Source organism: Paenibacillus sp. FSL F4-0122 (assembly GCF_038002845.1).
Taxonomy (GTDB): domain Bacteria; phylum Bacillota; class Bacilli; order Paenibacillales; family Paenibacillaceae; genus Paenibacillus_AQ; species Paenibacillus_AQ odorifer.
Genome location: NZ_JBBODI010000001.1, coordinates 1,151,381 through 1,166,419 on the forward strand (window position 1 = coordinate 1,151,381; position 15,039 = coordinate 1,166,419).

15 protein-coding genes and 1 pseudogene are annotated in these 15,039 nt (G+C 43.3%); 5 read left to right on the forward strand and 11 right to left on the reverse strand.

Annotated features, from left to right (window positions below; all coding sequences use genetic code 11):
- Window positions 1-158 precede the first annotated feature (158 nt).
- Window positions 159-734 (reverse strand): TetR/AcrR family transcriptional regulator, encoded by a 576-nt coding sequence (locus tag MHH49_RS04925; RefSeq protein WP_036676550.1) that lies wholly within the window; start codon window positions 732-734, stop codon window positions 159-161.
- Window positions 735-1,000: 266 nt separating this feature from the next.
- Here MHH49_RS04925 and MHH49_RS04930 point away from each other — a divergent pair, with 266 nt between their 5' ends.
- Entirely contained in the window at window positions 1,001-2,188 is a 1,188-nt protein-coding gene (locus MHH49_RS04930) for a UDP-N-acetylglucosamine--LPS N-acetylglucosamine transferase (RefSeq protein ID WP_038568920.1), read from the forward strand.
- A 67-nt stretch (window positions 2,189-2,255) separates the two neighbouring features.
- On the opposite strand, the gene MHH49_RS04935 is transcribed toward MHH49_RS04930, so the two are convergent.
- The 3 genes from MHH49_RS04935 to thpR all read right to left on the reverse strand — a co-directional run bounded on the left by MHH49_RS04935 (window position 2,256) and on the right by thpR (window position 4,619).
- Window positions 2,256-2,939, reverse strand: a complete 684-nt coding sequence (locus tag MHH49_RS04935; RefSeq protein ID WP_036676555.1) for a metal-dependent hydrolase — start codon at window positions 2,937-2,939, stop codon at window positions 2,256-2,258.
- Between the two features lie 73 nt (window positions 2,940-3,012).
- A complete protein-coding gene (locus MHH49_RS04940; RefSeq protein ID WP_076179871.1) occupies window positions 3,013-3,939 on the reverse strand; it encodes a cell wall hydrolase in 927 nt (308 codons plus the stop codon).
- 77 nt (window positions 3,940-4,016) lie between these two features.
- Window positions 4,017-4,619, reverse strand: coding sequence for an RNA 2',3'-cyclic phosphodiesterase (gene thpR, locus MHH49_RS04945; protein ID WP_036676561.1), 603 nt, complete (start codon window positions 4,617-4,619; stop codon window positions 4,017-4,019).
- Between the two features lie 89 nt (window positions 4,620-4,708).
- Between thpR and MHH49_RS04950 the strand changes: the two genes are divergently transcribed.
- Both MHH49_RS04950 and MHH49_RS04955 read left to right on the forward strand, forming a co-directional pair.
- Window positions 4,709-5,665 (forward strand): D-2-hydroxyacid dehydrogenase, encoded by a 957-nt coding sequence (locus MHH49_RS04950; RefSeq protein ID WP_036676562.1) that lies wholly within the window; start codon window positions 4,709-4,711, stop codon window positions 5,663-5,665.
- A gap of 78 nt (window positions 5,666-5,743) precedes the next feature.
- Window positions 5,744-6,259, forward strand: coding sequence for a GrpB family protein (locus MHH49_RS04955; protein ID WP_036676563.1), 516 nt, complete (start codon window positions 5,744-5,746; stop codon window positions 6,257-6,259).
- A 75-nt stretch (window positions 6,260-6,334) separates the two neighbouring features.
- Here MHH49_RS04955 and MHH49_RS04960 read toward each other — a convergent pair whose 3' ends face one another.
- Entirely contained in the window at window positions 6,335-7,744 is a 1,410-nt protein-coding gene (locus tag MHH49_RS04960) for a deoxyguanosinetriphosphate triphosphohydrolase family protein (RefSeq protein WP_038568916.1), read from the reverse strand.
- A 280-nt stretch (window positions 7,745-8,024) separates the two neighbouring features.
- Here MHH49_RS04960 and MHH49_RS04965 point away from each other — a divergent pair, with 280 nt between their 5' ends.
- Together MHH49_RS04965 and MHH49_RS04970 are read left to right on the forward strand one after the other, a co-directional pair.
- A complete protein-coding gene (locus MHH49_RS04965) occupies window positions 8,025-8,774 on the forward strand; it encodes a polysaccharide deacetylase family protein (RefSeq protein WP_445667567.1) in 750 nt (249 codons plus the stop codon).
- A 66-nt stretch (window positions 8,775-8,840) separates the two neighbouring features.
- The gene (locus MHH49_RS04970; protein ID WP_341137943.1) at window positions 8,841-9,836 is read left to right on the forward strand and encodes a helix-turn-helix transcriptional regulator; all 996 of its coding nucleotides are present in this window, start codon (window positions 8,841-8,843) and stop codon (window positions 9,834-9,836) included.
- Window positions 9,837-10,214: 378 nt separating this feature from the next.
- On the opposite strand, the gene modB is transcribed toward MHH49_RS04970, so the two are convergent.
- From modB to MHH49_RS04995, 6 genes and pseudogenes are all read right to left on the reverse strand, one after another.
- On the reverse strand, window positions 10,215-10,871 hold the full coding sequence (modB, locus tag MHH49_RS04975) for a molybdate ABC transporter permease subunit (protein WP_172628881.1): 657 nt from the start codon (window positions 10,869-10,871) through the stop codon (window positions 10,215-10,217).
- 40 nt (window positions 10,872-10,911) lie between these two features.
- Window positions 10,912-11,706: a molybdate ABC transporter substrate-binding protein gene (gene modA, locus MHH49_RS04980; RefSeq protein ID WP_341137944.1), complete on the reverse strand. Its 795-nt coding sequence runs from the start codon at window positions 11,704-11,706 to the stop codon at window positions 10,912-10,914.
- A gap of 208 nt (window positions 11,707-11,914) precedes the next feature.
- A pseudogene (locus MHH49_RS31130) lies at window positions 11,915-12,001 on the reverse strand (oligopeptide transporter permease oppC); the annotation flags it as partial.
- Between the two features lie 253 nt (window positions 12,002-12,254).
- Window positions 12,255-13,220, reverse strand: a complete 966-nt coding sequence (locus MHH49_RS04985; protein ID WP_036676573.1) for a helix-turn-helix transcriptional regulator — start codon at window positions 13,218-13,220, stop codon at window positions 12,255-12,257.
- A 199-nt stretch (window positions 13,221-13,419) separates the two neighbouring features.
- Window positions 13,420-14,106, reverse strand: a complete 687-nt coding sequence (locus MHH49_RS04990) for a hypothetical protein (protein ID WP_036676574.1) — start codon at window positions 14,104-14,106, stop codon at window positions 13,420-13,422.
- A gap of 191 nt (window positions 14,107-14,297) precedes the next feature.
- A complete protein-coding gene (locus tag MHH49_RS04995; RefSeq protein WP_036676576.1) occupies window positions 14,298-14,984 on the reverse strand; it encodes a M50 family metallopeptidase in 687 nt (228 codons plus the stop codon).
- Window positions 14,985-15,039 lie beyond the last annotated feature (55 nt).

The following is a 15,039-nucleotide window of genomic DNA, read 5'->3' on the forward strand; positions in this document are numbered from 1 at the left end:
ATTACGTAACACTAAGTGACTGTTTTCCCCATTCGGTCAATTCAGGGTATAAAAAAATGCCTCGCGGCTCTTTTTCAATGCCTAATCCATCTTGAGAATTGTTAAGGGAAAGCGAATCGAGTGAAGCTGAGAACGCCATCCCTGTCCTGAATCAACCCTTACTGTGCCAATCCTTCGGCGAGAAACAAATGAAAATACATCTTGATCTGTTCCTTGTCCAAGGGAGTATGTGTTTTATTCAGTTCAGCAGTCAATACAATATATAATCTGAACATGACTACCGAGACGATTTTGGGATCGCAAGGTTTGATTTCTCCCTGTTGGAGCGCTTGTTGCACCTCCCGTTCTAAATATTCTAAAACTACGTTCTCGATCTTCTCGAGTCCTTCTCCAGCCTGCGGCGTACCGAATTCGCGATTCTCCTGGGAAAGTTTTATGAATAGCTCCTGCTCACTTCGAAACTCAAGCAGAGCATCCAGCACACGATGCAAGTTGTCAAAGAAAGGTCTGTCTCGCCTGATCTCCCGCTCAGCAATCGTCTTCATTTCCATCATCATATCGTGCAGGATCTCGTCAAACAATTGCTCTTTGTTTGTAAAAAAGGTGTAGATGGTCCCCTTACCGACATTTGCAATCTTAGCAACCTGATCCATTGTAGTTGCCTTATAGCCAAATAATGAAAAAGATTTTGCTGCGGCCTGAAGCACCTGCTGTCTTCGATCCACCACTGCCACCTGTGCACACTTCCTTTCTCCAGAAAATATCGTTCCCGCTGACTTCTGACCATTTTACTAATCCGGTCAATTGGTCATTCACTACTTTATCATGTTGTTTTCTAGTTTGCAATACTTTGGGCGAACCTTTTATTTTTTTTATTTATTGCAGGGTTTTAACTTTCTATTTACGTCTTACTTGTATAATGTGAGTATAGTATAGATTTCCTAGTATAATTAGAAGAAGAAACGCATTTCTATAGAAAAGGAAAGTAGCAGGTGAACTTATGCGAAAGAAAAGAGTACTGCTGTTTTCGGAAGGCTTCGGTACGGGCCACACAGGAGCAGCCTATGCTCTGGCCGAAGGAATAAAGCTGCTGAATCCGGATGTCCAATGCCGAGTCATCGAGCTGGGGAAATTTCTTAACCCGACGGTCGCCCCTTGGATTCTTTCCGCTTACCGCAAAACAGTTAGCAGCCAGCCTAAGCTGGTCGGCATGATGTATAAGACACAATATCATAAATCATTGAACCCGTTGACTAAAATGGCGCTTCACCGGATTTTTTATACACATGCTTCACAGGTCATTGAGCAGCTAAAGCCTGATTTAATTATCTGCACTCATCCCATTCCGGCTGCGGTCATCTCCAGACTGAAACGTCGTGGACTACATGTGCCTCTGTATACATTAATTACTGATTATGATGCACATGGGAGTTGGGTAAATTCCGAGGTCAATCGTTATCTCGTATCTACCCCACGCGTCAAGTCCATTCTGACAGGCCGTGGGATCGCTCCAGAGCTAGTAACCGTCACTGGCATCCCAGTGCATCCAAAGTTCTGGGAACGGTCCAACAAGACGCTGCTACGCAAGGAGCTGGGATTGGCTGATATTCCAACCGTACTCATTATGGGCGGAGGATGGGGGCTGATGTTCGGCAAAGAGATTATGCATTCCCTCACCGCCAGAATGGATGATATTCAGCTCGTCTTCTGTATGGGCAGCAATGAGAAGCTAATCGCCAAAATGAAGTCCAATCCACTGCTCAATCATCCCAATGTTAAAATTCTGGGATATAGCAGTGAAATCAATAAATTGATGGATGCCTCAGACCTGCTGATTACGAAGCCTGGAGGTATGACCTGTACGGAAGGTCAGGCCAAAGGAATTCCAATGCTTTTCTATAAAGCTATTCCAGGTCAGGAAGAGAAAAACTGCCAATATTTCGTAGAGCTTGGGCTGGCAGAGGTGCTCGACTCGGAAGTAGTGAACAAATGGTTCACTATGATGCTTCGTGAATATTCAGTTCTGGAAGAGCAACGCAGACGACGTCTCGCTCCAGATAAACATCAACCGCAAAGCTGTGCGACTACTGTTCTGAAGATGTTAGGTAACCCCGTAAGCGAGGCAACTGAAATCAGAGGCACAAGAGCGCAAGCACGTAATGAAGAACCTGTATGTATTACACCTTAAAGAATAAGCAGGCAGTCAGGGAATTTCCCCCGGCTACCTGCTTTTTTTATAATATAAATCGGATTGGTTAAATTTCTACGCTCTCACCAGCTTTAAGCGGAAAACCTTCTACTCCCTCTTGATGCAGGCGATCGCAGAAATCAGCACCATCCTGAGCAATATCCGGAAATGTATTGTAATGTAGCGGGATCACTTTATCCGCCCGTAGCCAGCGTGCGGCCAGCAAGGCGTCATCCGGTCCCATGGTCAGCATATCGCCTATAGGAAGAGCTGCCAGGGCAATCGCATTCCTTTCTCCAATGAGGCGCAGATCGCTGAATAGTGCGGTATCCCCCGCATGGAAAATCGTCTTGCCCTCAATCGTCAACAAAATCCCCGCGGGTTGTCCAGCATAAATCCAAGAATCGCCCTCCTGAATGGATGAGGAATGAAACGCCTGCGTAAATTTCACAGTCATCCCTGCATAGGTATGACTACCACCTATATTCATGTGCTTAACCTGTGCACCCTTCATCCGGCAATATTCGGCAAGCTCAAACACCGCAAAGATCGGACAATCATTCTGCTTGGCAATTTCGACAGCATCTCCTAAATGATCAGAGTGGCCGTGAGTAAGCAGAACGGCATCAACGGAAATATCGGCAGGTGAAATACCGGAGTTCGGATTACCTGACAAAAAAGGGTCAATAATAACCTTCACGTTCCCCGTCTCTACCAGCAGAGCTGAATGTCCATAATAAGTGATTTTCATGGTTATCTTCCACCTCCAGATTCATATAGTTTAGTTTACCCTATATAGCGCTGAGGTTCACAGATCCACCAAATTATTTATAAAAAGTATGATTGCCAATAGTTTTAACATAAGTCTGTGAATGATGTACGGTCAGATCCTGTGCAAGTTTTAGCGACAAGAAAAAATAAGTATTATCGGGAACTTCCTTTACTCCGGAGAGTGCAGCATTCACCGCTTTAATACTATCATCGTTAGGCTTCACACGGTTAAGACGCCCGTTAGCTACAGGGCTGAACTGGCTCTTCTGATAAATAACTTTATATATCGTGTCGGGGAAATTGGCTGACCGCAGCCTATTCAGAACAACGTTGGCAACTGCCACCTTGCCCTTGTACGGTTCACCTTCCGCCTCTGCCATTACAATTTTTTGTAGCAGAAGCAGTTCTTCTTCGGATACAGCGTAGCGCCGGGTTGCTTTACTTTGCTGCTCCTGGCTTAATAGCTCTGTCCGAGAGAAGTACAATGTTGTGAGGGGATGTTTCTGAGAAGCCGAGGCTGTCTTCGCTGTCGCCTGACTACTCTTTGTTGCTGTTTCCGCCAATTGCGACGCTTTTTGCGCAGCTGGCTTGGATTGTACTACATCAGCCTTCACCCGAATAATGGAAACGTTCGATGTGTTTTTTGTGTTTTTTTGTTTTATTTTTTTTACACTAAGCCATTCCACACCCTTCGCCGGTTTCCAAGCGGAACTTAAAAGACTGAATGTGTTATTAAGCTTATTGGCTTGTGTAACTTCAGTAATGCCCCTCGTAATGCTACTCGTTATACTAGACTTCGATTCATCTTGCAAAAGAGAAAGTACGGATGCACGGCTGGTGGATTGCAACTTATCCATCTGCACCCTGTCCATCTTCCCTTCCGCAACTTGTTCGGGTTGCAATAAGCTTATGGCAGAGAAACACACTAGTATAACGCCAACGAGCAACGCAATATAGCGGTTTTGTTTAAAAATTAACATGATATTCCTCCTATTTCACGGCACATTCCTATTGTATGTAACCGAAAACGGAAGCTTTGAAAACTTTATTATCGATTTTAAACTGTAAACTTTTCAATAATTTCATACATAGGAATGGCATACATTCTGGTAGCATACAACACAAAACTATCAATCGTCCAGTCTCTCTGATAGTTTTTTAGGTTCCAATCACCATCCAATTTCAGTAAGTTTTCCAGCAATTTATCATCATATGAATTTTTTCCCCGGTACTTTCGAGCCACGGTAAGATGCGGTTTATAGGCCCTGGATTCGCCTGAAAAACCTAATGGAAACGTCGCAGAATGCACTCTCGCAGCTAATTGATTTAATGCCTCTATTTCGCCAGAAACCCCTATCCACAGGACTCTTGGGGAAGCTGGAAGACCAAATGTGTCCCATTTGTCCAAAGAGAGATTGAAGGGGCTGCCTTGACCCGCGATCTGCCTTAATGATTTTACTAAATCTGGAATTACGGTCTTTGGGGTATCTCCTAAAAATTGCAGGGTAATATGATAATCTTGCGGATTTGTCCATTTAGCAAATTCAAAATTTCCAGCTAGCTTTGAACATGCCTGCGCCACTATTTCTTGCAGCTCAGAAGGTAATTTCACAGCTAGAAAAAGCCGTTCTGATTCGTTCTCTGATACTTTAGTATTCATGGTCAATTTCACCTTCTCCAATAGATTTGGTATTCTTAACCTATAACATGATCCATATCCATTAAACCACAAAGTAGGAGGAACACATCATGACTAAGTCTATAGTATGTCTACAACCACTTACATCTCAGCAGCAGGAAAGGATCAAAGCGGCTGCCCCAGGCTATACATTCACACAAGGAGACGCCAAAAATCCAGATTTGCAGCTGCTTGCAGACGCAGAAATCGTAATCGGCTGGGCTAAAGGTATTTCGGATACACTCCTTCGCCCCGAGTCCTCCCTTCGCTGGGTTCAGTCCTGGTCTGCTGGTATTGAGAAACTTCCTCTCGATCGTCTTAAGGAACAAGGAGTCCTGCTCACCAGTGGGAGCGGAGTTCATGCCGAGCCTATTTCTGCGGTAATCTTCGGGTTCATGCTTCTCTTCACACGTAATTTGCATACGGCTGTACGCAATCAGCAGAACCATATTTGGAAATCTGATGGCAGTGAAAGCGAGCTGTCCGGCAAAACAGCCGTTATAGCTGGAACTGGAGCGATCGGCAGTGAAACCGCCAGAATTGCTAAAGCCTTCCGGATGAAGACTATCGGTGTCAGCCGTTCCGGTAAGCCAGTCGCAGACTTTGATCAAATCTATACAACAGATCGTTTATCCGAAGCTGTAAGCCAAGGCGATTTCATCATCAATACCCTTCCTATTACCGATGAGACCAAGCATTTATTTAATGCCACCAGCTTCTCCGCGTTTAAAGAAGGCTCCTATTACATTAACATTGGCCGTGGCGCAACTACCGATACTGAGGCTCTGATCGATGCATTGAATCGCGGACAACTCCGTGGCGCTGGGTTGGATGTTTTTGAGACCGAACCCCTTCCGCAGGATCATCCGCTTTGGTCTATGGAGCAAGTAATCATCACTCCACACTCCGCTGGAATTACAGATCAATACGCTGACCGGATCGTTAATATTTTTACCGAAAATGTGAAGTCTTACTTATCATCAGGCACACCTTCTCTAAATCTTGTTGATTACGACCGGCAATATTAATAATATGCTTTACAAAACAAGAACATCTGTTCTATAATAAGAAAATCCAAAGTTATCCATAAAGAGAGGGTTAGTGAAATGAAGGTCACGGTCACAGAATTTAACGAGCAATGGAGTCTAATGTTCATTGAAGAAGCTCAGAAGATTAAAGACATCTTTGCTGATGCCCTCGTTGATATTCACCATATTGGCAGCACTTCTGTTTCCGGACTAAAAGCTAAACCAATCATAGATATAATGCCTGTAGTACGAAATATCGAAGCTGTAGATGAGTTCAACCAGCAAATGACAGCACTTGGTTATGAATGTATGGGTGAGTTCGGTATCAGTGGCAGAAGATATTTCAGAAAAGGCGGAAATAGCAGAACCCATCATGTTCATGTCTTCCAAATGGATAATAAGATAGATATCGACCGTCATCTGGCTGTAAGAGACTACCTTCGATCACATCCGGAGACGGTTAAACAGTACGGAGATTTGAAGGATACTCTTGCCAAACAATTCCCAGAGGACATTGCAGCTTATATAGACGGGAAAGAAGAATTTGTGGTTAATCTTGAAAGAACTGCATATGAGTGGTATTTAAATCAATAATCCTTATAAAAATAGCCCCTGCTGTTCATTTAGATCATCCTAAATGAACAGCAGGGACTACTTGTCTAAGCGTCTCTAATCCAAATCATAAATCGAGCCGACTTTCAGTCCGTACAGCTCATTATATATTTTCTCTGCAAAAGCATCAGTCATCCCTGCGATATAATCAATCACCATATGCTCCCAAGTCCAAATCGGTTTTGCCTGCTTCTGATCTTTCTCAAATCGCTGCAGCCAATCCGATGGAATAATGGCTTTAGAGGTCTGTGGATCCAAAAATGCTCCCCATAGACGGCGCAAAATCCACTCACTACGTTTCTGCAGCCGCTGCACACGCAAATCACGGATCATAGTAACCCACGCGAAGCTTTTCAGCACACTTACGGTCCGCAGCATATCTTCGTCTTCTTTTCCTTCCTTTATAAAGGTGACCTTCTTCCAGTCTCCATCTTGGATCACTCCCAAGCTGGCGACAAAGGTACTTACCCAATAAGCCTTAACTTCACGTCGAGTGCGGGAATAGTCATTTTCGCAGGTTGGCATTTTTTCCTTCCAAACCCGAAGAAATGAACTGAGCACTTCCTCGACCTTCGCGCGAATGCCTTCCTCTTCCCAGCCCTTCCAGAAGAAATCCTCGAGCGTGGTGATTTTCTCTACGATTAACCGCTGGATATAAGAATCATGCATAAAGTGTTCATGCACTTCAATCTTTCCGGCTTTAATCCCATCCTCCAGATCATGTGCAGAATAAGCGATATCGTCACAAAGGTCCATAAGCTGAGCCTCTAACGTTTTCTTACCTGCCGGTATTCCCCACTCTTTGCGGATCTCCGAAATATATCCCCATTCGTGAAGGTACATCCCCTTCTTCAGCGAGGTGCCGGGAAAAGGATACTTATTTATGCCTAGCAGCACAGCATCTGACAGATTTAGCCCATCAATATTCTCACGCTTCTCCAGAAACATAATCAGCCTATAATTGTGGGCATTGCCTTCGAAATGCTCATAACGTTGCTTCATCTGCTCATGGATCAGCAGGCGATCCACACCCGTTGCGCCTGATTGCAGCGCAGCTTCGTTAGTTTTCTTTTCAATAAGCTGTTCCAAAATATTATCCAGCACTTCTTCCCCTTTATGTCCAAAGGGAGGATGGCCAAAATCATGAGCGATAGCTGCGCATTCCACTACCTCTGGATCTATAACAAGACCCGGATTCTCCGCCTTGGTGGTTTCCACTTCTGGATACGATCGCAGCAGACTTTTCGCCGCCTCACGAGCAATCTGTGCAACTTCAAGTGAATGAGTCAGACGCGTGCGGTAATAATCACCCGTCCCAGCCCCGAATACTTGTGATTTACCTTGCAGCCTCCGAAAAGTAGGCGAATGAATCAGGCGTGAATAATCACGCTCATAAGCAGCTCTCGACGTTTCTAGGCGGGTAATCTCCGGATACTGCCGGTGTTCTCTTTTTTCAATAAGTGTCATGTTCCCACCACCCTAACCAAATGTCTGTATATAGTACTTCATTATAAGGCATTTTCATAACAATTTTCACATCAAAATACAAAGGCTAATTTAATTATAGACGGTCACGTGGATAACTATGTAATCGTCAGAAGCCAAAATGAATCTCATAACCTGTACATGAAGATATAGTAGAAAGAAGAATGAGCACGAAAAAAGACTGGTTGCCTATACAAAACTGAAACTATGAATATACCGACCCCTAAAAGGAGCACTCTAAAATAAAAAAACAGGTGAAATGATGAAAACTTGCAGCAAAATTATGTTGATCACCCTTACATTCTTTTTATGCTTCACGAACTCTGCTCTAGGTAGTCCAAGCAAAAACCGCGACTACTACGAAAAAAGAGGAGACATGATTTGGGAAGTACATACTAACCAAAAAGTGATTGCATTGACGTTCGACGATGGTCCTGACCCTTCTGAAACCGATCAAATCTTAAAGGTATTGAATCAATATCATGCGAAATGCACCTTTTTTGCGATAGGAAAAAGAATTGCAGCCTATCCAGAGGTAGCGAAACGAGTTATTGCTGAGGGGCATGAATTAGCTAACCATACCTACAATCACGTTTATTTTAAAAAACCTATTAATGAAGCACAATTTGAGCAGGAGCTAAGATTGACCGAAGAAGAGATTATAAAAGTCTCCGGTAAACATAGTTCACTGTTCAGACCACCAGGCGGCATGTATGACGAGACCTTAGTTGATCTGTCTAACAATATGGGCTTGAAGCCAATATTATGGTCCTGGCATCAAGATACTCGTGACTGGAATCGCCCAGGCGTGTACAGTATTTCGAACAAGGTCATTCGAAATGCACGTAATGGGGACATCGTTCTATTTCATGATCATGTGCACGGGCAGTCACAAACTAGAGAAGCTCTTAAAATTATTTTGCCGGAATTAGAAAAGAAAGGCTTTCGATTTGTCACTGTCTCTGAGTTGATCAAATTATCCAGTACACAGCAGGCGGGTAAACAACAATAGGCTAATTGCACAGGACTTCAAAATAGGGTAGTCTTGTCCTAATATGAAGTTCTGGAGGCTTTTGTCATGTCCGATAATACATCCTATACGACAGAGGAAATTGCCCGCTTATTAAAAATATCAAAATTAAAAGTATATGATCTAATTAAAAAAGGGGAGCTCCCCTCCTACCGTGTAGGAAAACAAATGCGCGTGGATCAATCCGATTTGGAAACCTACAAACAAAATACACGGAGTGGGGCGTCCACCGCTAATCCTACTACTATAATGGCCCAGACTCCACCAGCAATACCCTTGGCCTTTTCCGGTACAAATCCAGCTCAAATGCCAGCACAATCTCCCCACCTTAAAGCTGTAGGACACAGCTTGGTGATTACAGGTCAGGATATGTCACTGGATATTCTAGCTACCTATTTGGAACGGGCTCTGCCTGAACGCCCTCTTCGTTCTTATGCCGGGAGTCTTGATAGCCTGATAGCCATGTATAAAGGGGAGTCGGACATTGTCAGCACACATCTGCTCGACGGGGATACTGGAGAATACAACCTACCCTATATCCGAAAAATACTCGTAGGATGCTCTTATGTTGTAGTTCGCCTACTTACCCGAAGTGCAGGTTTTTATGTACAAAAAGGGAATCCCAGGGGTATTCATGAATGGTCTCACTTAGAGCAGAACGGACTCACGCTGATCAATAGAGAACGAGGTTCAGGTGCACGCGTATTATTGGATGAACAGCTTCGATTGCATGGCATTCCAGCAGCCAGCCTATCAGGCTATGAGAACGAGGAGAACAGCCATTTGGCAGTTGCCGGTAAAGTGGCCCGGGGAGAAGCAGATGTAGCCATCGGCACCGAGAAAGCCGCTAAGATTGTCGACGGTGTTGATTTCGTTCCTATGATTCAGGAGTGCTACGATCTGGTGATGATTAAAAAACCGGAGCATGAGCAATGGATTGCTGCCGTGATTGATATTTTGCGTTCACCAGCCTTCCAGAGTGAGCTTGGGTCCATTCACGGATATGATCTCACGGAAACAGGGACGATAATTTATGAGACTTAATGGGTCACAGCAGAAGACGGGAGCATTATGCAGAAGCGTTTAACTGTATTTCGTACAACTATATTACTTCGAATAACTCGCAAATTAGATATAACTGTATTTGGTACACCTATTTCTCTTGATTTACTACCCCATAGGCGACTTTTCTAGTTTTAGTTGTATAGAATACAATTAAAGTTAGAACGATTCCTTATGCAGACGGAATAACTGTATAGAATGCAGTTAACTCACAGACTCCATCAAAATCCGACGGCGCTAGAAGCTGACATCAAAGTTGCCGGGTTCACTTGCCCAGCATCTGCTCAAACCACCCGCTTCAAACCAAAAACACCAGGCAGCAACTCTCCAATAACCGGAGAATCGCTGTCTGGTGTTTTTTTAAGAACGCCGATTCACAAACATCAGCATAGCGGCTGAAATAACAATAATTGAACATACCCACATCCACGCGAGCGTCATATTGCCTCCATCTACCGCAACATAGATCGCTGTGGGTAAGGTTTGCGTGCGGCCCGGAATATTGCCAGCTACCATGATGGTAGCGCCAAACTCCCCAAGACCGCGGGCAAAACCAAGAACATAACCGGCTGCCAGCGACCGGCCCGCAAGCGGCAGCGTGACATAACGCAGTACCTGCAGTTCACTTGCCCCTTGTGCCCGCGCCGCATCTTCAAGATCTGCTTCTATCCCTTCGAAACCCGCCTTCACTGTGCGATATACGAGTGGAAAAGCTACGACTACAGCGGCGATAACAGCTGCCCCCCATGTGAACAGGATCGTCTGCTCCGTCATCTGTTCATACCATCTGCCGATCCAGCTTCGTCGGCCTAAAATAACTAAAAGCACAAATCCTACGACCGTCGGCGGCAATACGAGCGGAAGCAGCATTATAGTCTCTACCAAGCTGTGACCGGGAAACTTCCGGCCCGCCATAGCCTTCGCAGCAGCTGTTGCCAAAATGAATACAATAATGCTTGTAATCACAGATATTTTTACGGAAAGCCATACCGGGGCGAAGAAATCAGTCCAATTTATTTCCAACCTTATTCCACCCGCTTCTACTCGTAATTTCTATTTAAGGAAGCAGGAAGCCATCACTTACAAAGATATCATTAGCTTCCTTGCTTTGAAGGTAACTATACAACTCCTTAGCTGCCTTTTGATTCTTCGAGCTCTTCACGATGCCTGCCGGATAATTAATAGCTTTGTGTACATGTGGACCGACCGTCAAAGCGATTTTAGTTTTCTTTGAAGTAAGCGCATCTGTCTTATAGACAAAACCGGCATCGGCATTTCCTGTTTCTACATAAGAGAGAACCTGACGCACATCCTTGGCAAATACGAGTTTGCTTTGCAGCGGATCCCAGACCTTTTTCGCTGTCAATGATTGTTGAGCATACTGACCCGCTGGTACAGATTCAGGCTGTCCCACTGCCACCTTCTTAAAAGCTTTATCCGTAAGCTGAGTAATCGTTGTTAATTTAACCTTTGAATCTGAGGGTACGACTACAACCAATTGATTCTTAAGCAGAACCTTATGATCGGAGATAAGTCCACCTTCCACCAGTGCATTCATCTGTTTATCACCTGCAGAGAAGAACAGGTCCGCCGGAGCCCCTTGCTCAATCTGCTTTTGCAGAGTACCGGATGCTGCATAATTAAAAACCAAATCAATATCGGGATGTTTCTTTTCATAAAGGAGGGCAATCTTATCCAGGCTATCCTGCAAACTAGCCGCAGCGGAAACAATAATTTCAGTCTTCTTGGTGGCTGCTTGCACCTCTCCCCCTGGACCTGCAGATAAATTCACAACCAGAACGATTGCCAATATCCCCATCACGGAGAGTGTCCATTTCTTAAACATTTCCATTCCTCCCAATTTCGTATGTATATATTTAGATGCTATTCTAGCATACACTTTTTCGTTTTTCTATAACTACAGATATGTTTAGATATGTTTAGTTATATATTGTTATAATTAGACAATATATAATGATGATTTTGGTTTTTTGCACACAAAAAAGATGCCTCTGACTCCCCTAAATAGGGCTGCAAAGACACCTATTTCACGAATGATATTAATTCTTCATCTGTGGGCCAAGCACATCATGTTGACCGTCACCCACCAGGTTAAAGCCAAGTACATTCAACATAATGGATAATCCACTCCCCCAAGAAGCTCACCCGGATTAATATATTCATTTTTAAGAATCAAATGGATCTAGAGAATAGCCCTCTTCTGTATAAAATTGAACAAAGGTCAAATTCGAGGATAAAAATAAACCTCTAAATTACAATTATGTTATTAAATGTATGTGGTATTATAAAAAGACTCACCAAACAAGAGAAATATTCTATAATTTTTGATTTGTAACAATATATGTAAACGAATATTTCATTTGAAGGTGAGAATCCATCTTATTTATATTGCGATATCCATTTCTCCAACTGCTGCCTGAGCACTTCACGATAATAAAACGGCTCTATGATTTCCGCATCCTCTTCAAATCGCTTAATCCAGCGGACAAATGCAATATCTTGTTCCAATGCGACTTTAAAATAACAACACCGAGCTTGACGGTCTACTTTATTCGGCTTATAGGGCAAATCCTCTTTCTTTAGCCCTTCCATGATTCGCTCCGAAAATTTCACTTTAAACTCTACCTGCAAACTATCGCGGTCAAGTGACCATTTTTGCTTCATAAAAGCTTGCAAATCAAATGATTCCTTTGAGAAGCAGCGGTTTAATGGCTTCACGTTTGAAAAATCGTTGATATGATATGTACGAATAACACCCTGATGATGGCAAAATCCAATGAGATGAAAACGATTTTCCAGTGGGACTAAACAATAAGGATCGATGGTTATTTCCTTCTCCTCCACCGCATTCTCGCAATAATTCGCTTGAATACTCCTCTGCTTTAATAAAGACTCCAAAATAGGTGTTAAAAAAGATTGATGCTCCATCTGTGCACCGCTTCTTTCCAACCAGCTTGTACCTGCTTCTCTTCTTGCACGTTCTATCGTTTCTTCCCGCTCTGCCTTTCGCTTGTATTCAGCTGCGACTACTTTTTCATAAGCGCCTTCAAAATCGATAGGCAGAACGGGTTTAATATCTTCCATAATATAGCGTAATTGCGAAAACGCAGCCGCCTCTTCTTCCGACCAATCCAAAGGATAAAGTGCAAAATTGCCAATAAAAGCATAGCCTTTTCCATGTCCAAGGTGGGTTATAGGAATATGCATGGCGCTAAGCGCGTCCATATCCCGGTATATCGTTCTCTCGCTGTTGCCGCAGCGTTCCGCCAATTCACGGGCTAATATCCCTGGCTTGGCTTGAACAAGTGTAATAATGCGCATCAGTCGGATTAATCGGTCTGTCATATTCAGTTCCCCTTGATTTATGGTTAAATAGACCCATTATTTTATGAAAAAAAGTAATAGTGTGATAGAACTTTTTTACTATGTTACCACATTTTATATTACAATTCTTCTGATTATTTTCCGCCGAACCCGCTGACAAAACAAATTTATGTATAGGTCTTTTTTCGTCAATATGCATCTTCTAGTTGTATGTCCTATATCAATTTCCAGTAGCAGTTTTACCCCGCTTCTGATACTCGAATCCAATCTGTTTATACAACATTTCGGCCTCTTTAAGTAGTAAAGGATCTCCAGAACGTACGGCTAGTAATAGTAATTTATCTGCGTGACGGCAGAGCATTTCATGAGCTTGACTATGTTGTCCTTCATTTTGCAACGTGGTTGCCTCCTCAATCGTTTCAGCTGTTTTTAACAATTCCAGATGTTTCTCTACATGAAAGCAGCAGGTTTCACTCAGAACCTGAGTATGATGAGTGTATTCTAGCTCAAGAACCTTTACTGGAAGCTCTTGAACACGCTCTACGGTTGGCTTTTTATATTTCCACTGTAAGGAAAGAGCTTCATATCTACCTGCAATAGTAGTAGAGATATTGAATTCCAGTGCAATAAACTTTCGTTGCCCCGTTTTTATTTTGCCAAGCTTAAGAAGTAGCGAACTGCCTTCACCGACTTCAAACTCACACCCATACGAGCGCTTAAAAGTTACATGGGGTTCAAGCCAAACCCGCAGTTCGATTTCACGTGCAACCACTTTATAACTGCTGGGTCGGCTGTGCTCTGAAGGCATATTCCCTTTCCATTCGACAAGCAAGATAACATTACGATTGCCGCCTGCAAAAATACGATTTTGACTCCATGTGAATACGGGATGAATACTTTCTATCATTATTTCCACCTCTTTCTTTTTTTGGGTCTTCTATTAATGTACCAATAATGGCGGACAACTCCATGTCATGGAATGTATGTTCGGTTCTATATTATCGACAAAAAAAGAGTCATTCTACATGCTTAGTAGACTGACTCTTGTAAAAACAACCCCTTTTGTCTTTTTATGACGAAAATTTTATGTTTTTTTTCTCATCGACTCCCTAATTTAGTCTGCACTCGCTCTCGCTTGAAAAATAGTCCCAGTGCCCATTTGGCACACAACAGAGAAAATATAAAAAACAGTGTGGCCCAAAATATAGCCGGTACGGGAGTCATTCTTGCCAGATTGCTGGCATCTCCTGCACGGGACGGTGATACAGCAGCCGCGTATACCAGAAATAAACTTCCCATTACAGACTCCTCCAAGGTTAAAAAGGCCAATAACAAATAATAATATTTGCTGGCCTTCTTCCAAACCACCAGCATTAGAATATTTAACGCAATAAATCCGCCCAACCACATCATGCCAAAGCTTCCTCGTACGTATAGCAGGAGCATAATCAACGCCACACCCGTAGCTAAGATAAGGCCCCAATCATGGCGTCCCTTACTATATAAATAGAAGAGCAGAAGTGCAAATAAGGAGGCTAGCAAATAACCCGAGAGGGAAACTAATATTGCCTTGCCCCCTTCTTGAATGGCTGAATAGGTTACACCGCTATGATCTGCGTATAATTCAATCCTCAGCACACTACCCGACAGTAGTAAGGTCATCAGAGCATGACCAAATTCATGAATCATCGTGTCTAAATTCCGAAACAAAGATGAAAATGGGATCAATCTAGTCAAAAAAGCAGATCCGATCAGAAGCAATATTGTTTTAAGCCATTTGTTCAATCGACAGCAGCCCCTTTCGTCCAAAGTATACGATAAATAGTACCTCTTCTCAATC